This window comes from Streptomyces sp. NPDC079141 (genome assembly GCF_040686775.1).
Taxonomy (GTDB): Bacteria; Actinomycetota; Actinomycetes; order Streptomycetales; family Streptomycetaceae; genus Streptomyces.
In genome coordinates, this window is record NZ_JBFBLP010000003.1 from 115,752 (window position 1) to 136,263 (window position 20,512).

The 20,512-nt window shown below is 73.2% G+C and carries 16 protein-coding genes and 1 pseudogene; 6 read left to right on the forward strand and 11 right to left on the reverse strand.

The annotated features are described in order from the left end of the window. Position 1 precedes the first annotated feature (1 nt). The 5 genes from AB0Q90_RS10220 to AB0Q90_RS10240 form a co-directional block, all read right to left on the reverse strand. The gene (locus tag AB0Q90_RS10220) at positions 2-1,426 is read right to left on the reverse strand and encodes a GNAT family N-acetyltransferase (RefSeq protein WP_363162203.1); all 1,425 of its coding nucleotides are present in this window, start codon (positions 1,424-1,426) and stop codon (positions 2-4) included. Between the two features lie 199 nt (positions 1,427-1,625). Beyond that, entirely contained in the window at positions 1,626-4,289 is a 2,664-nt protein-coding gene (locus AB0Q90_RS10225; RefSeq protein ID WP_363162204.1) for a DUF6493 family protein, read from the reverse strand. Beyond that, positions 4,286-5,692, reverse strand: coding sequence for an SWIM zinc finger family protein (locus AB0Q90_RS10230; RefSeq protein WP_363162205.1), 1,407 nt, complete (start codon positions 5,690-5,692; stop codon positions 4,286-4,288). The genes AB0Q90_RS10225 and AB0Q90_RS10230 overlap by 4 nt, the downstream gene beginning before the upstream one ends. Positions 5,693-5,820: 128 nt before the next feature. Then, positions 5,821-7,395: an alkaline phosphatase D family protein gene (locus AB0Q90_RS10235; protein ID WP_363162206.1), complete on the reverse strand. Its 1,575-nt coding sequence runs from the start codon at positions 7,393-7,395 to the stop codon at positions 5,821-5,823. Positions 7,396-7,833: 438 nt separating this feature from the next. Beyond that, entirely contained in the window at positions 7,834-9,276 is a 1,443-nt protein-coding gene (locus AB0Q90_RS10240; protein WP_363162207.1) for a PLP-dependent aminotransferase family protein, read from the reverse strand. A 47-nt stretch (positions 9,277-9,323) separates the two neighbouring features. Between AB0Q90_RS10240 and AB0Q90_RS10245 the strand changes: the two are divergent. Then, positions 9,324-10,160 (forward strand): annotated as a pseudogene (locus tag AB0Q90_RS10245) (DMT family transporter); the annotation flags it as partial. A 45-nt stretch (positions 10,161-10,205) separates the two neighbouring features. Here the strand turns inward: AB0Q90_RS10245 and AB0Q90_RS10250 are convergent. Then, positions 10,206-11,036, reverse strand: a complete 831-nt coding sequence (locus AB0Q90_RS10250; RefSeq protein WP_363162208.1) for an alpha/beta fold hydrolase — start codon at positions 11,034-11,036, stop codon at positions 10,206-10,208. Between the two features lie 130 nt (positions 11,037-11,166). Here AB0Q90_RS10250 and AB0Q90_RS10255 point away from each other — a divergent pair, with 130 nt between their 5' ends. Continuing rightward, a complete protein-coding gene (locus tag AB0Q90_RS10255) occupies positions 11,167-12,051 on the forward strand; it encodes an RNA polymerase sigma-70 factor (protein ID WP_363162209.1) in 885 nt (294 codons plus the stop codon). 244 nt (positions 12,052-12,295) lie between these two features. Continuing rightward, the gene (locus tag AB0Q90_RS10260) at positions 12,296-13,057 is read left to right on the forward strand and encodes a GntR family transcriptional regulator (RefSeq protein ID WP_363162210.1); all 762 of its coding nucleotides are present in this window, start codon (positions 12,296-12,298) and stop codon (positions 13,055-13,057) included. A 55-nt stretch (positions 13,058-13,112) separates the two neighbouring features. Here AB0Q90_RS10260 and AB0Q90_RS10265 read toward each other — a convergent pair whose 3' ends face one another. The 3 genes from AB0Q90_RS10265 to AB0Q90_RS10275 form a co-directional block, all read right to left on the reverse strand. After that, positions 13,113-14,270 carry an ROK family transcriptional regulator gene (locus AB0Q90_RS10265; protein WP_363162211.1) on the reverse strand — a complete coding sequence of 386 codons (1,158 nt, stop codon included), beginning with the start codon at positions 14,268-14,270 and terminating at the stop codon, positions 13,113-13,115. Between the two features lie 121 nt (positions 14,271-14,391). Continuing rightward, positions 14,392-15,054: a response regulator transcription factor gene (locus tag AB0Q90_RS10270; RefSeq protein ID WP_363162212.1), complete on the reverse strand. Its 663-nt coding sequence runs from the start codon at positions 15,052-15,054 to the stop codon at positions 14,392-14,394. Positions 15,055-15,068: 14 nt separating this feature from the next. Next, on the reverse strand, positions 15,069-16,235 hold the full coding sequence (locus AB0Q90_RS10275) for a histidine kinase (protein ID WP_363162213.1): 1,167 nt from the start codon (positions 16,233-16,235) through the stop codon (positions 15,069-15,071). Between the two features lie 108 nt (positions 16,236-16,343). On the opposite strand from AB0Q90_RS10275, the gene AB0Q90_RS10280 reads away from it, so the two are divergent. Genes AB0Q90_RS10280 through AB0Q90_RS10290 form a run of 3 tightly spaced genes read left to right on the forward strand, consistent with a single transcriptional unit; the run spans position 16,344 to position 18,420 of the window. Further along, positions 16,344-17,264, forward strand: a complete 921-nt coding sequence (locus tag AB0Q90_RS10280; protein WP_363162214.1) for an ABC transporter ATP-binding protein — start codon at positions 16,344-16,346, stop codon at positions 17,262-17,264. Positions 17,265-17,266: 2 nt separating this feature from the next. Beyond that, positions 17,267-17,995: an ABC transporter permease gene (locus AB0Q90_RS10285; protein ID WP_363162215.1), complete on the forward strand. Its 729-nt coding sequence runs from the start codon at positions 17,267-17,269 to the stop codon at positions 17,993-17,995. A gap of 41 nt (positions 17,996-18,036) precedes the next feature. Next, positions 18,037-18,420, forward strand: a complete 384-nt coding sequence (locus tag AB0Q90_RS10290) for a hypothetical protein (protein ID WP_363162216.1) — start codon at positions 18,037-18,039, stop codon at positions 18,418-18,420. 40 nt (positions 18,421-18,460) lie between these two features. Here AB0Q90_RS10290 and mug read toward each other — a convergent pair whose 3' ends face one another. Next, positions 18,461-19,021, reverse strand: a complete 561-nt coding sequence (mug, locus tag AB0Q90_RS10295) for a G/U mismatch-specific DNA glycosylase (protein WP_363162217.1) — start codon at positions 19,019-19,021, stop codon at positions 18,461-18,463. 13 nt (positions 19,022-19,034) lie between these two features. Further along, positions 19,035-20,477: an adenylosuccinate lyase gene (gene purB / locus AB0Q90_RS10300; protein ID WP_363162218.1), complete on the reverse strand. Its 1,443-nt coding sequence runs from the start codon at positions 20,475-20,477 to the stop codon at positions 19,035-19,037. Positions 20,478-20,512 lie beyond the last annotated feature (35 nt).

Consider the following 20,512-nt stretch of genomic DNA (forward strand, 5'->3'; position numbering starts at 1 on the left):
TCTACGGCGCTTGGGTCCCGCGGCGAACTCCCACCGCACCTTCCGGCGCGACCCGCGGAGCGATCCGTGCGGTGATGACCAGGGTCCCCTCCTCGATCTGATAGTCGAGGGGGAGCCCCAGGCCACGCATCGCGGCGACCATGCCGGTGTTGGACGCCTGCGTCACCGCGTACACGCTCTCGCAGCCGGCCTCACCGGCCATCGCCACCAGCCGGGAAAGGAGTTCGCCGCCGATGCCACGCCGCTGCCAGGCGTCCTCGACGAGCAGTGCGACCTCCGTCTCGTCGCCGTCCCACAGCAGGTGACCGAGGCCGACGATGCGTCCCGACGCCGTCTGGACGGCGAGCGTCCGGCCGAACCGGGGGCTGAGGAGGTGGTTCAGGTAGCGGTCGGCGTCACCCACCGGCCCGTGGTACCGCAGCCCCAGCGTCCGCGCCGAGCACCGTTCGTGCATCGCCTTCGCGGCCTCGACGTCGCCGGTGTCGGCCCGGCGCACGGTGATGTCGCTGCCCTCCGGCAGCGTGAGCACGTCCTGGCTGCGCGGCACACGGGGGCCGAGCCGCGCGTCCAGCTCCACCAGCGCCCGCGCCCGGGCGAACTCCGTCGGGGTGAACGGCAGATACGGCCGCTCGACGGTGATCACTCCGCCTTCGGGCGCCCGCAGGCGCATCACGGTGTCCTCCAGAACGCCTTCCACGGGAACTCCGTCCGGACCCCGGCCGCCGCCGATGGGCGTCGCGGGCAGCTGGCGGATCGTGCACCGGCCCAGCAACTGCCGCAGCGCCAGCGGCAGTTCCGCCGCGTCCAGGGCGGTGCGGGTAGCGAGGCCGAGCACCCGGGTCGGTGCGTCCACCAGGTCATGGGCGTCGGCGCGCTCGATCCACGTGCCCGCGCCCCCGGCCCGGGAGACGGCCGCGGTGATCTCGGACACCGCGAGGTCGCCCGGGGCGCGCAGCAGGAACTCGTCCACCGTGCCCTCGGCCAGTGGATGCGTCTGCAGGCTGAGGATGTCCACCCGCCGGTCGGCCAGCACCGTGCACAGCGCGGCCAGCGAGCCCGGTTCGTCCTTCACGGTCGTCCGCATCCGCCACAGCACGCTCTCCCGGGCCGCGGTACCGGCTCCGGACGCCTGCGACGGGTTGTCCGACGGCCCGGCCTGCCGCCCCGCTGCGGGCGGCCGGGCACCGGTATCGTCCGTCGGCGGTGCGTGACCGTGGCGGCGTGCCCACCATGTGTGGAACCCCGCCGTGGCGACGAGGACGACCGCCGACACCAGCAGCAGGGCCGGTCCGTCGGGGCCGTGCCCGACCAGGTTGGCCACGGCGTCCGCCACCGCGACCGCCGTGAAGAGCGCGGCGAGTTCGATGACGTCCCGCCGCCAGTGGTGGACGGGACGGCCGTGCTTCGCACGCGTCACATCAGACATGTCTCGACTCATGCAGTCACTGTGAAGGAACGGTGTTGCGTGATCACGAACGCTTTGTGACCGGGCGGTAAAGATCGCTTCTGCGCGTTTTGTGGTTCTTTTTACGGTTGTATTGCACGCGACCGACAGTCGCGTCACACGCCTGGTCAGACCCCCTGCACCCGCGATCCGTCGACCGCAACCGACGTACGCGACTACGTCATGCGGCCACCTCCTCGCCCAGCGCCGTGCGCAGCCGGCGGGCCTCGGACACCAGCCGGGAGGAGCCGCCCCGCTCCGCGGTCTGCGCCAGGTACGGCACCTGCCCGCGTGCCTCGGACCGCTCGGCGCACTCCGCCGCCACCGCCAGCAGATCGGCGAGCCCGGGCGCCGGCTTGGCCGAACGGTCACCGGACAGACCGCCGAGCAGGGCGGGCAGCGTGTGCCGGAGCATCCCCCAGATCGTCGCGTTCGCCCCCGTGGCCGCCGCCGTCCGCACCGACTCGGCGAGCCGCGCCGGCTTCACCGCCCCGCGCTGCACCAGCTCCCCGAGGTCTGCCCCCAGCCGGGCCGCGTCGAGCTGTCCGCGCGCCGCCAGCACCAGCAGCGCCTCCACCGCGGCGAGCCGGTCCTCCGGATGCCGTGCGCCCAGGGCGTACGCCACGGACAGGTGCACGGCCTCGCCCGCCTGACCGCCCGACTCGGCGAGCCGGGGCAGGATCGCCGCGGTCCCGCGGGCGCCGTCCACGGCGGTCGCGGACAGGTCCCGCAGCAGCCTGACCGCCACCAGCTCGCGCCGCTCGGGCAGCAGGGCCAGCCAGTGCGGGCGCAGGTCGGCGTCCCAGTGGTAGCAGCGCCAACGTTCGCTGTAGACGGTCACCGGCCTGCCCAGCGGGTGGAAGCCGGCGGGGAGGTCCCGCTGCAACTCGTCGAGTTCGCCGCACTCCAGCAGGACACGAGGACCCGCGGTGCGCCGCCGCACGGGCGGCAGGGCGGGGCCGTCGGCGGTGAGCCACCGGGCCAGCTGCGTTCCCTCCGGGGTGCCGAGCGATGCCGCCCGCCCCGCGGCGGCCCCGGCCGCGGCGCGGTCGTCACGGCCGACGCGGAGCAGTGCCGTGGCGAAGTCGGCCGGTCCCACCCGGGCGCCCAGCTCCCGGTAGGTGTCGAGACGGTTCACCAGCTCGTCCGGGTCGAGGAGGCCTGTGGTCCAGGTGGGGGTGGAGAGGAGGAAGGGAACCGGCTCCGTGCGTATCCGGAACGCTGCCTCCCACAGGCGGGCAGTGAAGGCCCGGAAGAGCGGGCTGTGGATGCAGCCCTGCTCCTGGGGCGTCGTCTGGACCGCCGCGTGGAGTGTGGCGGTCAGTACGTTTCCCCGCAGCGTCGCAAGGAGCAGGTCGAGGCCGTCCGGTCCGCCGAGTACGTCGCGTCGGTACCCGCTGAAGGGGTCGTCGGCGTGAAAGACGTGCTGGGGATCCCGGCCACCCCACCAGCGGCGCGCGACGACGGGCTCCAGGGCCTCCAGCAGCTCGTCCCGGTTGCGGTACCCGTGGCGCACGAGCCCGTCGAGCGCACGCTCGAATTCCGCCACCTCGTCGCCGGATGCCAGCAACGCCCCCACCTCTTCGGCCAGTTCGCCGGCCGACTCCGGCGCGGGCGCCAACCGCGTCGGCACGGGCACCGGCGGCAGCAGCTCCTCGTACGCCCCCGGCTGCGCCGTCACCGGTTCCACGCCCAGCGCCCCGGCGACCCGGCCGCGCAGGACGGGAGTCAACTGCCCGGCGGCAGCGGCGAGTTCCTCGCGCACCCCCGGGTCGCCGATCTTCACCGCGTGCCGCTCCACCAGCTTGACCGCGCGCTCCTGCACTTCGGAGTCCGCGTGCCCGAGGCCCTGTGCCGCGGCGGGCAGCAGGACGTCGGCCGCGGAAGCGTCCCGCGCGAGGACCTTGCCCAGCAGCACGAGCTGGGCCCGTACCAGCTTCTTCTCGGGGCGGAACAGCACCCCATCCGACATCTCGGCCAGTCGGCGCGGGGGTAGTTCGCCGTCCAGGGCCAGCCCGGCGAGCACCGACTGGGCGTGCGTGGCCACCGGTGAGGCGGCGTCCGAGGCGAGGGCCGTCCAGTCGGCCATCCGCTCCCGCTCCTCGTCACGGGTGAGGGCCAGAGCTTTCAACAGCCGCAGGAACACCCGGTGATCGGCAGGCCGGCCGCCTCGCAGCAGGCGGGCCACGCACCCGTCCACCATCGACTTCCGCTCCAGGACACCTTCCTCGGTGAGGCGGGCCAGGGATCCGGTCCACGTGTTCGGCCCGTCGTCGGCCACCCACCCGAGCACCGAGCCGATGTCGTCGATCTCGAAGAGCGCGGCCACGAGCTCCGTCAGATGCGGCTCCTGGCGGAGCCGGTCCACGATGCTGTCCGAGCGAGTCCAGGCGCTGCCGATGTGCATCAGCCATCCCTGCACATACGCCTCCGTCGTGGGCGCCGCGCACGCGGACAGCCGCACCAGGCCGGCCATCAACGCGAAGGGCACGCGCGCGCTGACCGGACGCTGTGCCAGCCGGTGCGTCACATCGGCGAGCCAGGCCAGGTCACGGTCGGCGAGGATGTCGATCAGCAGCGTCGGCGATGCCTGCGACCAGCGGAAGTCGGCGGCGGCCAGCCAGTTGGCCACGGCCGCCGCGCCGGTCTGGCAGGCGGCACCGGCCATGTGCAGGGCGGGCAGGGCCCGGCGCGCCTGCGCGTCCCACCGCTCCGGCCGCAACTCCGCGCGCAGCGCTTTGAGTTCGGGGAAGTGGATCCGCCGCTCGGCGTCCGTCATCCCGTCCAGCAGCCCCGCCACCTCGGCCGCACGCCCTGCCCGTACCGCGTCCATCAGCGCATTCATCGCACACCCCCGTCGACCTTCGCCGTCCCCTGCCCCACAGCGGCGCCCCGCCGCACCATCCGGACCGCCAGCGCGTGCTTGCACGGCCCGCGCCCGCCCCGGTACTTCGCCCACCACTCACAGGTGCAGCTGAGCACCCCCGAGTCGTCCCGCACCCGGTGCACATGGCCGTCCCCGGCCGTCACGGTCCCGAGCGTGCCCTCCAGTACGACCGCGCCCGCTTCCACCAGCGCCCGGGCGGACCGCAGCCTGGGGTTGTGCCGCTCCACGCGCGTGGCGTCGTAGGGCAGCTCCCGGTGGAAGTAGGCCGACTCCGCCGTGTCGTAGCCGACCCGGCCCGAGGTGCCCAGGCGGACCAGGGCGGCACGGATCCGGTCGGCCGTCAGGCCCGAGGCGGCGGCCAGGTCGGTGATGTCGATGCGGGGCTCCCACGCGAGGAGCACCGAGATCAGCTCCGCGTCCTCGGCGGCCTCCTCGGTGGCGAGCGCGTCGAGGACACCACCCTCGCCGGAGAAGCCCCGGGAGGCGTCGGGCGACAGCGTCAGGGTGAGCCGCATGCCCGGCAGGACCAGCTCCCAGGCACTGGCCGTCGCCGCCGTACCCACGGTGACCGCCGGCCCGTACACCCGCAGGGCCGTGGCGTGCCGCAGCGCCCGCTGGAGCGCGACCAGCCGCTCCGGGCCGGGCAGGCACACCGCCCCGGGCTGCGCCCGGAAGGCGGGACGCAGTCCGCCGCCCGCGGGCACCAGCCAGCGCGGTCCTCCCGCGGCTCCGCGCACCCCGGCGCGCGGCAGGCCGCGCAGGAACCGCACCGCCTCGGCGGCGGGCAGGTCGGCGCGCAGGTCGAAGCCCGCCGTGATCACCTGGGACTCGGCGAACCCGCGCAGCCACCGGTCGGGCAGGGGCACCTTCTTCTCCACCACGGGACCGTCGAGCGTGGTCACGGCCAGCTCCTCGGGGCCGACCCGCATGTGGAGCGGATCGTCCGTGCCGATCCTCGACAGGGCCTCGCGCAGGGGGTTGTTGACGTCGACGTTCGTCGTACCGTGCCCGACGTCGCTGCCGTCGAGGCCCGGGGTCAGCACGTCCAGCCGTGCGTACACCCCGCCGCAGCCGGAGAACGACTCGAAGCGCAGTCGGTCGCCGTTGCCCGTCACGACCGGGTCGAGGGAGGCGGTCAGCTGCCGTCGGAAATAGCGGGCGGCCGCCACGTCGGCCACCGCCAGCAGCCCGGCGGAGGCCGCCTGAGGGGCCGTCAGGAAGCCCGCGAAGAAGCGCGGGTGGTCCACGCTCCCCGAGGGAGTCGCACCCCGTGAAGTCTCCAGCCCCAGGCGCCCTCCGTCCGCTGAGGACTTCAGCGCGGAAGGTCGGCGATAGGCCACGGCCTGTAGAGATCGCGTCATGGAAAAACCGTAGAGGCGACCACTGACAATCGCTCTGACCTGCGAAAAAGGTCTGAGGCGGGGTGAGTTGAGCGTGCCGCGCGCCGGGGGATGACGCCGGTGCGCGACACGCCTCCAGGCTACGGGACCTACTGGCCGACCAGACCCGGCTGCAACACCTGCGTGAACAGCACGGTGCCGTCCTGCTCGCGCAGCCGCACCGTCAGCTCCCCGCTGTCGCCGTTGATGTCCACCTCGCCGAAGAACTGGTAGCCCTCCGCGGGGGAGACGTTGGCGCGGGTCGGCGCCTTGAGGAACACCCGCTCCGGGCCGAAGGTGCCATCGAGCGTGTTGGCCGGGAACGCACCGGCGTTCAGCGGACCGGAGACGAACTCCCAGAACGGCTCGAAGTCGGTGAACGCGGCCCGCGAGGGCTGGTAGTGCTGGGCCGAGGTGTAGTGCACGTCGGCGGTCAGCCACACCGTGCCGGTGATCCGCCGGTGCTTGATGTACCGCAGCAGTTCGGCGATCTGGAGCTCACGGCCGAGAGGAGCGCCCGGGTCGCCCTGCGCGACCGCCTCGATGTGGGGCTTGCCGTCCCCGGTGTCCGGCACGACGAGCCCGATCGGCATGTCGGCGGCGATCACCTTCCACACGGCGCGGGAGCGGGACAGCTCCCGCTTGAGCCACTCCAGCTGCTCGCGGCCGAGGATGCCCTGTTCGTCGATGGTCTGGGTGTCCGGCGAGTTGGCGTTGCGGTAGGTGCGCATGTCCAGGACGAAGACGTCCAGCAGCGGACCGTAGCGCTGCACCCGGTGCACCCGGCCGTCGGGCCGGCGCAGGGTCGAGATCGGGAAGTACTCCGAGAATGCCTGGCGGGCCCGGGCGGCGAGCACGTCGACGTTCTTCTCGGTGTACCGGGCGTCGCCGAGGATCTCGCCCGGGTACCAGTTGTTGGTGACCTCGTGGTCGTCCCACTGGATGATCGAGGGGACCTGGGCGTTGAAGGCGCGCAGGTTCTCGTCCAGCAGGTTGTAGCGGAAGTTGCCGCGGAACTCCGCCAGCGTCTCGGCGACCTTGGCCTTCTCCTCGGTGGTGACGTTCCGCCAGGTCCGGCCGTCGGGCAGGGTGACGGTCGAGGCGATGGGGCCGTCGGCGTAGATGTTGTCGCCGCTGCAGAGGAAGAAGTCCGGGTCGAGGGCGGCCATGGTGTCGTAGATCCGGAAGCCGCCGAGGTCGGGGTTGATGCCCCAGCCCTGACCGGCGAGGTCGCCGGACCAGACGAAGCGCACGCCGTCGCGCCGCTTCACGGACGCCGTGCGGAAGGTGCCCGTGACGGGCTCGCCCGTGCGGCGCGGGTCGTCGGGGTCGGCGAGCAGGACGCGGTAGTGGATCTGCTCGCCCGGCGGCAGCCCGCGCAGCCGGGTCGTGCCCGTGAAGTCGGTGCCGGAGTCGAGGAGCGGTCCGTCCCATCTGCGCGGGTTGCGGAACGACTCGGTGGCGGACGTCTCGACGACCATCCGGGCCGGGCGGTCGGAACGCACCCACACCAGGCCGGAGTCGGTCGTCACGTCTCCCGTCTGCACGCCCCACTCCGCCTTGGGCCGCCCCGACAGGGCGAACGCGGGGGCCGCGCCGAGCGCGGTGGGCAGAGTCAGGGCCGCCGACGCGGCGAGCGAGCCGCGCAGAACGCTGCGGCGTCCGGGGAACGGGCGGTGTGACATGGATGCGCCTCCAGGACGGGATCCGGCCAGTGTGCAGTGCCACAACTACTGGTGCGCCGCAGCGCACACGGAAACCACAAGTGAACAACTGACCGCCGGAGCAAGGGAACGGGCGCGGGGGTTGGATGGCGGCCTGTCTCTGGATGGTTTGGGGTGCGGGTCAGGTGGCGGCTCGACTCCGGGTGGTTTGGCGCGCGGGTTGGATGGTGGCTCGACTCCGGGGTGGTTGGGCGCGCGGCGCACATGCGGACACTGCCTCCGCGATGATGCTCCGCGCAGGTCGCGCTGCGACTCGCCTCCGTCAGCATTCGCTGCCAGGTCGTACCGCGGCCCACCTCCGCCATGCTCTGCTGTGCAGGTCATGCCGCGGACGGCCTCCGCCGGGCTCCGCTACGCAGGTCGCACTGCGACCGCCCCCGCCATGCGCCGCCGCGCACGTCACATCGCGACCGCCTCCGCCATGATCCGCACCCCCTCCCGGATCCGTGTCGGCGTCAAATGCGCGTATCCCAGTACCAGCCGTACGTCAGCGTGCTCGGTACGCGCGTGTGTGCAGTCCGCGAGTGGGCGTACCGCCACCCCAGCTGCGGTCACGCGCGCGAGGAAGTGATCCTCGGGCCCGAACCGCTCGGGCAGTACGGCGATGACGTGGAGACCGGCGGCGATGCCCGACACCCGGGAACCGGGGAAGTGCTCTGCCAGCGCGGCGACCAGGGCGTCGCGCCGCTCTCGGTATGCGCGCTGGCAGCGGCGGAGCTGGCGGTCGTAGTCGCCGCGCTCGACGAATCGGGCGAACAGGGCCTGGTCCAGTGTGGGGTGGCCGAGATCCATCGTTCGTTTGCGCTCGACGACGTCGTGGGCCAGCGACTCCGGGACGAGCAGCCAGCCCAGGCGCAGCCCGGGGGCAAGCGACTTGCTGACCGAGCCGGTGTAGGCCACGCGCTCCGGGTCGAGGCCCTGGAGCGCGCCCACGGGGGCGCGGTCGTAGCGGAAGTCTCCGTCGTAGTCGTCCTCCAGGACGAAGCCGTCCACCGACCGGGCCCAGTCGAGGAGTTCGGCGCGGCGCCGCGCGGAGTAGGCGATGCCGCTCGGGTACTGGTGCGTGGGCGTCGTCACGACCGCCCGTACGCCCGAGGCCCGCAGCGGGTCGACGGCGAGCCCCTCCTCGTCCAGGGGCAGGGGCACGGTGGTGACGCCGGCGGCGGCGTAGAGGGCGTCGTGCTGCGGGCTTCCGGGGTCCTCGACGCCGACGGTGCGCAACCCGCGCGCGTGCAGCACGAAGCCGAGCAGCGTCGTCGCCTGGGCCACCCCGGAGACGACCACGAGCCGCTCGGGGTCGGCGACCACACCCCGGCGGCGGGCCAGGAGCTCGGCCAGGGCCGTGCGGAGCTGGGGCAGCCCGCGCGGATCGGGATACCCGAGGTCCTGGTGCGGCAGTTCCGCCAGGACTCCGCGCTGTGCCGCGGCCCAGGCGGCGCGCGGGAACAGCGACAGGTCAGGGGTGCCGGGCACGAAGTCGGCCCGCGTGCCCGGGGAGCGCGGCGCAAGGTCACGCGCGTGTGTGTCGGCCGCGCGTACGGCGCCGCCCACCCAGGTGCCCGCGCCCCGGCCGCTGCGCAGATAGCCCTCCGCGGTGAGCTGCTCGTACGCCTCGGTGATCAGCCCGCGTGACACGCCCAGGTCGGCGGCGAGGTCGCGGCTGGACGGCAGCCGGGTGCCGGGAGCGAGCCGCCCCGAGCGCACCGCCTCACGCAGTGCCGTCTGCAGCGAGCGGCCACGCGTGCGTGCCGGTGCCGCGGCGGCCGGCAGCAGCACCTCCCATGCGGGCGAACCTCCGCGGGGTCCGGGGCTCCCGTTCCGATTGGTCTCCGATGCCGTCATGAGAATGGACCTTAAACCGGGCCGCCGTGCTTCCTAGCGTCGCACCCATGAACGCCACCACCACGCGCGGAGCCCTGCTCGCCGCGCTCGCCTGCGTCCTCGTCGGAGGGTCCTTCACCGCCAACAGCGTCCTCGGCGCCTACCCGTACGCGGGCGGCCAGTTCCTGCGCTACGGCCTGGCCTGTCTGCTGCTCGTGCCCCTGGCGGGCCGGGGCGCGACGGCCCGTCTGAAGGCGCTCACGGCCCGTCAGTGGGTCCGCCTCGCCCTGCTCGCCGCCGTCGGCATGGTCGGCTTCAACCTGGCCGTCATTGCCGCGGAACGCACCGCGGAGCCGGCCGTGCCGGGTGTCTTCGTGGGCTGTGCGCCCGTGGTCGTGGCCGTCCTGGTGCCGCTCCTGGAGGGCCGTCGGCCCCAACGGGTCGTCCTGTACGGGGCGTCGCTGGTGGCCGTCGGCGCCTTCACGGTCCAGGGGTGGGGGCGTACGGACGGCGCGGGCATCGCGTTCTCGGTGTGCGCGCTGGCGGGCGAGGTCGGGTTCGCCGTCCTGGCCGTACCCGTGCTGCGCCCCCTGGGGCCGCGTCTGCTGTCCGCCACGGTGTGCGGCATCGCCGCCGTCGAGTCCGCGGCGGCCGGACTGCTCGCGGACGGCAGCGGGTGGCTGCGGCGCCCGGACGGCACGGAGGCGGCGGCGCTGCTGTGGCAGGCCGTGATCGTCACCGTGATCGGCTTCGTGTGCTGGTACATCGGCATGCAGCGGATCGGCGCGGAGCGCGCCACGCTGTTCTCCGGCCTCATCCCCGTCGCCGCCGCCTGTACCGCGCCGCTCGTCGGAACGGGCTCCTACGGTGCCGCGCAGGCCGCGGGCAGTGCCCTGGTCGGCGCCGGAGTCGCCCTGGGGTCGGGCGCGTTGACCGCGGTGCGGCGCCGGTCAGCGGCTGCCGTCGAGCAGGACGCGCGCGACCAGCGCGGGGTCGTCGTTCATCGGGACGTGACCGCAGCCGGGCAGACGCACCAGACGCGCGCGGGGGATGATCTGCTTGGCGCGGACCCCCTGGCGGCGCACCAGCAGCCGGTCCTTGCTGCCCCAGGCGACGGTGACCGGGAGGCCGGAGATGTCGTCGGTGAACCGGACGGCGCTGCCGGCCCGGAGGGTTTCGGTGAAGCCCGTGGCGTTCGCCAGGGCGAGCGTCTCGGCGACCACGGCCTCGGGTGAACGGCGGCCCGGCCGGGCGTAGATGGTGCTCGTCAGGGCCGTGCGGCCGGCCGCCGTACGGGACAGCCGCTCGACCAGCGGCAGGGGCATTCCGCGCGCTATCCGCCGCATCGCCAGCAGGACACCGAAGGCGTAGCGGCGTTCGGCCTGGGTCCAGAATCCGGCGGGGGACAGGGCGGTGACGGAGCGTACGAGCTTGTCGCGGCCCAGCTCCAGGGCGAGCAGACCGCCCAGGGAGTTGCCGGCGACGTGCGGCCGGTCCAGGTCCAGCGCCTCGCACAGGGCGCCGAGCGCGGCGGTCATCGTGGGCAGGTCGTGCGGGAGCGCGTCGGGCAGGGAGGGGGAGGCTCCGAAGCCGGGCAGGTCCACGGCGATCACGTCGCGTTCGGTGGCGAGGATGTCCACCACCGGGTCCCAGGCCTGCCGGTGGTGGCCGATGCCGTGCAGCAGGAGCAGCGGTTCGCCGACGCCCACGCGCGCGTAGGAGAGGGTCACGGACTGGGGGCCCCGGGGCGAGGGGACCTCGAAGGAGACGGTGTCGGACAAGGGGTGCTCCTCGTCAGGGGCTTGTCGGCTGGGGCTCGTCGGCGTACGCCGTAGACAGCTTGTCAGCAATTGCTACTGGCGGGTAGACCTTCGGCTGGACACATCCGGACGCTTCGGCTGGGATGGACTCGTGACCACCGACACCGTGACCGATGTCTTCGAAGAGCACCGGCCCGTCCTGCTGGGCGTCGCCTACCGCATGCTGGGCCGGGTGGCCGACGCGGAGGACGTGGTCCAGGAGGCCTGGCTGCGCTGGACGGGCGCCGACCGCAGCGAGGTGCGCGAACCGCGCGGCTATCTCGTGCGCATCACCACGCGGCTGGCCATCGACCGGCTGCGCCAGGTCAAGGCGCGCAACGAGGCGTACGTCGGCCCTTGGCTGCCCGAGCCGTACGCCACCGACTTCGGCGACACCGTGCCGGACACCGCCGAGCGGGCCGTGCTGGCCGACTCCGTCTCCCTGGCCGTCCTCGTCGTGCTCGAATCGCTGTCGCCGCTGGAGCGGGCGGTGTTCGTGCTCCGGGAGGCCTTCGGCTACCCGTACGCCGACATCGCCGCGATGCTCGACCGTGGTGAGGCCGCGGTCCGCCAACTGGCCGGACGGGCCCGCCGACACGTAGATGAACGGCGGCCCCGCTACGACGTCGATCCCGTCGAGCGGCGCGACCTGACCGAGCGGTTCCTCGCCGCCGCCGCGGGCGGCGACCTGGAGGGGCTGATGTCGCTGCTCGCCCCGGACGTGCGGCTCGTCGGCGACAGCGGCGGCAAGGCCAGGGCGCCCCTGCGGGTGGTGGAGACCGCCGACAAGGTGGGCCGCTTCATGGTCGGCGCCGCGGCCAAGGGCGATGTGCCGGACGTGTCCTTCCGCTTCCGGGAGCTCAACGGCGGCCCCGCGCTGCTGGTCATGGCGGGCGACAAGCTCGACAGCGTCTTCCAGTTGGACGTCCTGGACGGGCGCGTTCAGTCCATCTACGTCATCCGCAACCCCGACAAGCTGCGCTCCTTGGCCGGCTGACACCGGTTGCGCCCCGGCAGGCCCCCGTCCTTGCGGCGGGGGCTTTGCCGTGATGTCACGAAGATCCCCCTGTGCGAACGCCCCATGAACGCTCTGCTGCACCGTGCACACAGGGCGCGTGGTGGATCGAGGATTGGTCTTGACCAAGGGTGGGGGCCGCCCTATGGTCGCAGAGAAGTGCAACAACCTTTAATAAACAAGGGCGCTAAAACGCCGCCGGAACACGGCGATTGCGGAGGACAGGGTGGGGACCACGCAACTGGAACCGGTACCGGAACCGAAGTACTGGCATCTCAAGACCGTGCTCAGCGAGGCGCTGGACTCCGAGTTCTCGGTGGGCGAGATCCTGCCCAACGAACGTGATCTGGCCGCCCGCTTCGGCGTGGCCCGCGCCACGCTCCGCCAGGCCCTGGAACAGCTCGAACTGGAAGGCCGCCTCCAGCGCCGCCGGGGCGTGGGTACGACGGTGGCGCCGCCGCGCGTGGGGGTCGCGGTCGGCGCCGAACAGCACGTCTGGCCGGGCTCGGCCGGCGACACCTGGCAGCCGGCCGACAGCACGCTGGAGGTCCCGCCCGCGTCCGTCGCCGCGGCCCTGGAAACCGCCCACGACGAGCCGGTGCACGTGGTCCGCCGCTTCCGTACGACGCACGGCCAGCCCGTCGCCGCCGAGCTGCTCTACGTCCCGGGATCCTCGGTGCCCGACCTGTCCGCCATCGACGCGCCGTCCGGCGCGGCACGCGCGCGTGCGGTGCTGCGCGAGCTGCACCGGCTTCAGCTGGAGAGCCAGGAGAGCGCGGTCGAGCTCGGCTCGGCCCGCGCGGACGACGCCAAGCAGCTGGACCGCCTCCCGGGCGCGCCCGTCCTCGTCGTCACCACACGCTTCTTCGCCGAGGGCCGCACCTCGGCGCTCTCCGTCGCCACCTACCGCGCCGACACCTGCCGCCTCACCTTCGGCGACTCCGGCGGCGTGGAGATCCACGAAAGCCCCGAACGCCAGGCGTCCTGAGCCCGCACCTGGACCTGTATGTGCGCCCCGGATTCCCTCCGGGGCGCGCGCCGCTTCAGCGGCGGGCCGTCACCGTGCCCTCCACCGCGAACAGTTGCTCCTCCACATGGTCCAGTGCCAGCCGCAGCGCCCCCGTTGCGACGGCTGCCTCGCCGAGGAGTGACAGGGTGACCTTCGGCGGCCGGAGGCAGTAGCGGGCCAACTCCCGCCGCAGGGGCTCCAGTACGCCGTCCAGGCCGGCCGCCCAGCCGCCGACGACGACGAGTTCGGGGTCGAGGGCGAGCACCAGCGCAGCCACGTCGTGGACGAGGCGCTGGATGAACCGCTCGACGGCCGCGAGGGCCCGCTGGTCGCCCTCGCGGGCCTTGGCGAACACCTTGGCGACCGCCTGCTCGTCGAGGGGGTGCAACGGCTCGTCCGTGGTGGACAGCAGGGTCTCCGGCGTCACCTCGCGGCCCAGCAGATGCAGCGCGCCGATCTCCCCGGCCGCCCCGCCGTACCCGCGGTGCAGCCGCCCGCCGATGAGCGAGCCGGCGCCCGGGCTCAGCCCGGCCAGGACGAACACGATGTCGTCGGACTCGGTGGCGGCGCCCTTCCAGTGCTCGGCGACGGCGGCGGCGTTGGCGTCGTTCTCGATCAGCACGGGGCACTTGAAGGAACGGCTCAGCCGCTCGCCCAGCCTGAGCCCTGTCCATTCCGGCAGCGCCGTGCTCAGCCGCACCGTTCCGTCCGCCTCCACGATGCCGGGCGTGGCGGCGCCCACGGCCCGCAGGGAGCCGCGGGAGACACCGGCCCGGCGCAGCAGCTCGGCGACCGCCGTGCGCAGCCGCTCCAGGCGCTCGTCGGCCGTGGCCGTCTCCTCGACGTCCTTGGCGATGGCGCCGAGCACCCGGCCGTCCAGGTCGGCCAGGAGCGCGGCGACGCGGTGCGGCCCGATCTCCAGGCCCAGCAGATGTCCGGCCTCGGCCCGGAACCGGAACCGCCGCGCGGGCCGCCCCTGGCGCCGCACGCCGCTCTCGTCGGCGGCCTTCTCGACGACGTAGCCCGCCTCGATGAGCCCCTCGACGACGCCCTCGACGGTCGGCCGGGACAGGCCGGTCACCCGGGTGATCTCGGTGAGCGTCGCGCAGTCCGTGGCACGCAGTGCGTGCAGCACCACAGCGGAATTGATCCTTCGCAGCAGCGAGGGATCCCCGCCGGTCAGCCGACCCACCGTCCGTCCTCCCAGCTCGTGCGCGTGTTGGGCGGATCGTACTCGGCCCGGCGGACCCCGGCGAGTGCCGGGCCGCCACCGGCCTACCGACCGGTCCGTCCGGGCCCCTCCCGCCCCCGGCTCAGCCCGGGGACACGAACCCCGACTCGTAGGCCGCGATCACGGCCTGCGTACGGTCCCGCGCCCCCAGCTTCGCCAGCACGGCGCTGACATGCGACTTCACCGTCTCCGTCCCGACGACCAGCCGGGCGGCGATCTCCGCGTTGGACAGCCCGCGCGCCATCAGGCGCAGCACCTCGGCCTCCCGCTCGGTCAGCTGGGCCCGCTCCATCGCGGCACGGGCCGAACGGTTCCCGCCGTCGTCGCCGTACTGGGCAGCCAGCTGTCGTACCGAAGCTGGGAACAGCAGCGACTCGCCCTCGGCGACCAGCCGGACCGCGTGCACGATCTCGGCGGGCCGGGCCCGCTTGAGCAGGAACCCGTCGGCACCGGCCCGCAGCGCCTCGTACACGTACTCGTCGTTCTCGAACGTCGTCACCACGAGGATCTTCGGCGGCGCGTCGACCGTCCGCAGCACCGCGCGCGTGGCCTCGATCCCGTCCAGCAGCGGCATCCGTACGTCCATGGCGACCACGTCCGGCCGCAGCTGCCGCACCAGCGGGATCACCGCGGCCCCGTCGGCGGCCTCCCCGACGACCTCGATGTCGGGCTGGGCCTCCAGCACGGCCCGCAGGCCCGCGCGGACGAGGGGCTCGTCGTCGACGAGGAGAACGGTGACCGGCATCCGGCCAGCGTAGATCAACTCAGCGGCAGCTCCACATGTACCTGCCAGTCGCCCTCGTCGGGGCCGGTCAGCGCCCGCCCGCCGAGCAGGGCCGCGCGCTCGCGAATGCCGCGCAGCCCGCTGCCCGAGCCCGGGCCTGATATCGCCGCCGTCAGTGGATTGCGCACCTCCAGGGCGAGGCGGCCGTCCGTGACATCGATGCGCACCTGGACGGGCACGGCCCCGGCGTGCCGCAGCACGTTGGTCAGCGACTCCTGGAGGATGCGGTAGCCCTCGCGCGAGACGGGCCCGGGAACGGTGTCCACGGCGCCTGTCACTTCGGCGTCGAGTTTCGCCCCGGAGGCGCGGGCGGAGTCCAGCAGCCGGTCGGCGTCGGCGAGCGTGGGCCGGCTGCTCACCGGCCGGTCCGACTCCCGCAGGATGCCCAGCACCCGTTCCAGGTCCTCCAGCGCCGCCCGGCCGGTGTCCTCGATGGCGGCCAGGGCCCGGTCCGTGAACGCCGGATCCCCGGCCGCCCGCGCGGCGCCCGCCTGCACCACGGCGACGGTCAGCGCGTGGCCGATCGAGTCGTGCAGCTCCCGGGCGATGCGGGTGCGCTCAAGCAGCTGCTCGGTGCGCTCCTCCAGGGCGGCGAGGCGCTCGGCGGGGGACGGGCCGAGCAGCCGGAGGGCGAGTGCGGTGATGAGCCGGCCCGAGGACACGACGGTCACCGCCATGGCGACCAGCGGCAGTGGTGCGAGCAGGGCGTGCCACCACTGATGGCCGTCGAGCGGAACCAGACCCGCTTCGGTGTCCTGACCGAACGCCGCCGACACCAGGTCCACCGTAGCCAGGAGCAGTTGGACGGTGAGCATCGAGGTCGCGCAGCCGAGCAGCAGCCGCGCCTCCAGCCACACCACGAGCCGACCCCGGTCGCCCCAGGACGCGGACGGCGCGACGACGATGCCGGCGCTCTCGCTGTCGTGCCGGTGACCGGTCAGCAGCAGCCTGGCCTGCAGGCCCTCCACGGTACGCATCGCGGGCACCAGTCCGGCCGGGGCGAGCACCGCGGCCGCCACCACCCAGGTCCACCACGACTCCTTGACGAACAGCAACATGGACGGCCACACGACGGCGATGAACAGATGCAGCAGTCGTGTGTACGTCACCGCCCGGCCGAACGGGCGCAGCAAGCGGACCATTCCGTCATCGTGCCAGCCACCACTGACAACGGCCCTCCCTCGCACGGGGGAGACGATCTCCCCCGGCGGGGGAGGCCCCGCCCCCTGGCCGGACGCGACGCTACTGCCATGACCAGCATCGACGTCCAGAACCTCACCAAGGAGTACGGCACCCGCCGGGCCGTGGACCAGCTCACGTTCCAGGTCGTGCCCGGCCGCGTCACGGGCTTCCTCGGCCCCAACGGCGCCGGGAAGTCGACCACCATGCGACTCGTGCTCGGCCTCGACCGGCCGACCTCCGGAACCGCCACGATCGGCGGCCGCGCCTACGCGACGCTCCCCGAACCCCTGCGCCACGTGGGCGCGTTGCTCGACCCGCAGGCCGCCCACGGATCCCGCACCGGCCGCGACCATCTGCGCGTCCTGGCAGCGAGCAACCGCATCCCGGACCGCCGCGTGGACGAGGTGCTGCAGGAGACGGGTCTCGCGTCGGTGGCGCGCCGCCGGGTGAAGACGTACTCCCTGGGCATGCGCCAGCGCCTGGGCATCGCCGCCGCGCTCCTCGGCGACCCCGAGGTCGTAGTCCTCGACGAGCCCTCCAACGGCCTCGACCCCGAAGGCATCATCTGGATCCGCGAGTTGCTGCGCCGGCTCGCGGGGGAGGGGCGCACGGTCCTCGTCTCCAGCCACCTGATGAACGAGACCGCCTCCTTCGCCGACCACCTCGTGGTCCTCGGCCGGGGACGTCTGCTGGCCGACACCCCGATGCGGGAGTTCATCCACGCGCGTGTGCAGCCCCGTGTCCGGATCCGCACCACTGACGCCACCGCACTCGTCGCCGCCCTCGCGCCGCACGGCCACGACGCCGTCCCGCACGAGGACGGGCACTGGACCGTGCACCACGCGCACGTGCACGACATCGGCCGCCTCACCTCGCAGGCGGGGGTGCCCATCCTCGAACTCGCAGCCGAGGAGGGCACGTTGGAGCAGGCATACCTCGATCTGACGGCCACCGAGGCCGAGTTCGCCGCACAGCCGCTGGAGGCCTGACCATGACAACCTTCGCACCCGTGCTCCGCGCCGAGTGGCTCAAGATCCGCACGCTGCGCTCCCTCCCGGGCGCGCTGCTGGCCCTGTTCGCCGTGTCCACGCTGTTCTCCGCGGTGGCCGGCGCCTCCGAGCCCTCCGAGCCGGACTTCGACGCCCTGTTCACGGCCCTGTCCGGGGTTCTGCCGGGCCAGATCGCCGCGATCTCCTTCGGCGCCATGGCCGTGTCCTCGGAGTACCACGGGGGTGCGCTCCGGCTGTCGCTCGCGGCGGTTCCGCGGCGCGGACGGTGGTTCGCGGCCAAGATGACCGCGATCGGCGTACCGGCCCTGGCCGTGGGGGTGTTCACCGCCTTCGCCGCCCTGCTCGCGGCGCGGGCGGGGCTCGGCGACGCGGCGAACGGGCTCAGCGCGGCCGAGCAGACGCGCGGTGTCCTGGGCTGCGGGATCTACCTGATGCTGATGGCCCTGTTCGCGGCCGGCCTGGCCGCCCTGCTGCGCAGCGGAGTCGGCGCGCTGTCCGTGCTGATCCCGTTCATCCTCGTGGTGTCGTTCGTGATCGGTGACGCGGCGGGCACCGCCGCCGACTTCCTGCCCGACCGGGCCGGACAGAGCATCCTGCACGAGACGCCCGAGGGAACCCTGGGCGCATGGTCGGGGCTGGGGGTGACGGCACTGTGGACGGCGGCCGCGCTCCTCGCCGGGGCGTGGCGCGTACGACGCCGGGACGCCTGACGCCCCGCCAATTGTCAGTGGCGGCCGGTTTACTGGATCACATGGACATCGCGAGTGACCTGGCCCTGATCGACAGGCTGTGCGCCCGGGACTTCTCCGAGGCGCAGCGCCACTTCCTGGTCCGGTTAGGGCCCGTCGAGTGGGAGGACCCGGACGACTGCTACGCCTACGAGCTGGCCGTCGCCGACCGGCTGACCGCCCGCTGGGGGGAGGCGGCACGTCGGGGGACCGTCACCTGGGCGGAGCGCATCGCGCGCGGCGAGGAGATACCCGAGCCCTGGGCCATGCTGAGCGCCCTGGCGTACGAACTGCGCGTCTGGCAGGCGGGCGAAACCGGCCGCACGGTCACCCTGGCGGTCGCCGACCGCGACGCCGACGAACAGGCACAACTGGTCGTCGGCGTCACCGACCTGGACCCGCCGTGACAGGCCACTCCGCCGTAACCGGCCACTCCGCCGTGACCGGCTACACCCCGGTGACCGGCTGCTCCGCCGCCACCCGCAGTCGCCCGTACTCCTGCGCCATCGTCGCCGCCGTCCAGTGCGCGTTCAGCCCGCTCGGATTCGGCAGCACCCACACGCGCGTGTCCCCGATCAGCCGCTCCTGCGGACCCACCTGGGCCTTCTTGTCGTCGAAGGCCGCCCGGTACGCGGTCACCCCGACCACGGCCAGCCAGCGCGGCCGCAGCCGCGCCACCTTCGCGGCCAGCAGCCGCCCGCCCTCGCGGTACTCCTCGGCGCTCAGCTCGTCGGCCCGGGCGCTCGCCCGCGCCACGACGTTCGTGATCCCGAGCCCGTACGACAGCAACTCCTGCTGCTCCGACGGCTTCATGAGCCTCGGTGTGAACCCGGACAGATGCAGCACCGGCCAGAAGCGGTTGCCGGGACGGGCGAAGTGGTGGCCCGTGGCTGCGGTCATCAGACCGGGGTTGATACCGCAGAACAGCACGCGGAGGCCGTCCGCGACCACGTCCGGTACCAGACGGTCGCGGGCGGCCTCCAACTCCTCGGGAGTCAAGCGCGCCATGCGGTGGGGTGCGTCAGAGGATCGCCCCGGGCGTGTAGCCCGCGGCCGCCGGGTGCTGCTTGACGATCTCCTCGACACGAGCGACGACGGCGGCCACCTGGTCGGCCGCGGCGCCCGTGAAGGACAGCTTGTCGGCCATCAGCGCGTCCAGCTGGGCACGGTCGAGCGGGATGCGCTCGTCGGCGGCCAGCTTGTCGAGCAGCTCGTTGCGCTCGGCACCCTGCTCACGCATCGCGAGGGCGGAGGCGACGGCGTTCTCCTTGATCGCCTCGTGCGCGACCTCACGGCCCACGCCCGCGCGCACCGCGCCCATCAGCACCTTGGTGGTGGCCAGGAACGGCAGGTAGCGGTCCAGCTCCCGGGCCACGACCGCCGGGAAGGCACCGAACTCGTCGAGCACCGTCAGGAACGTCTCCAGCAGGCCGTCCAGCGCGAAGAACGCGTCCGGCAGCGCGACCCGGCGCACCACCGAGCAGGACACGTCGCCCTCGTTCCACTGGTCGCCGGCCAGCTCGCCGGTCATCGAGGCGTAGCCGCGCAGGATGACCATCAGGCCGTTGACGCGCTCGCAGGAGCGGGTGTTCATCTTGTGCGGCATCGCGGAGGAGCCGACCTGGCCCGGCTTGAAGCCCTCGGTCACCAGCTCGTGCCCGGCCATCAGCCGGATCGTCTTCGCCAGCGAGGACGGCGCCGCCGCCAGCTGCACCAGCGCGGTGACGACCTCGTAGTCCAGCGAGCGCGGGTAGACCTGGCCGACCGAGGTGAAGGCCTGCGAGAAGCCGAGGTGCGCGGCGATCCGGTGCTCCAGGTCCGCCAGCTTCGAGGCGTCCCCGCCGAGCAGGTCCAGCATGTCCTGGGCGGTGCCGACCGGGCCCTTGATGCCGCGCAGCGGGTAGCGGCCCAGCAGCTCCTCGACCCGGCCGTAGGCGACGAGCAGCTCGTCGGTGGCGGTCGCGAAGCGCTTGCCCAGGGTGGTGGCCTGCGCGGCGACGTTGTGGGAGCGGCCGGCCATGACCAGCTCGCCGTACTCGCCGGCCAGCTTGCCCAGGCGCGCCAGCACGGCCACCGTGCGGTCGCGCATCAGCTCAAGGGAGAGCCGGATCTGGAGCTGCTCGACGTTCTCGGTCAGGTCACGGGAGGTCATGCCCTTGTGCACGTGCTCGTGCCCGGCGAGGTCGTTGAACTCCTCGATCCGCGCCTTCACGTCGTGCCGGGTGACCTTCTCGCGCTCGGCGATGGAGGCCAGGTCGACGGTGTCGAGGACACGCTCGTAGTCGGCGAGCGCCTCGTCCGGCACCTCGATCCCGAGGTCCTTCTGGGCCCGCAGCACGGCGAGCCAGAGCTGACGCTCCAGCTTCACCTTCTGCTCGGGCGACCAGAGCGTGGCGAGCTCGGTGGAGGCGTAGCGTCCGGCGAGGACGTTCGGGATGCGGGGCTTGGCGGGCGCTGAAGTCACGTGTCCAGATTCTACTGGCGGTTTGTGCAGGCCAA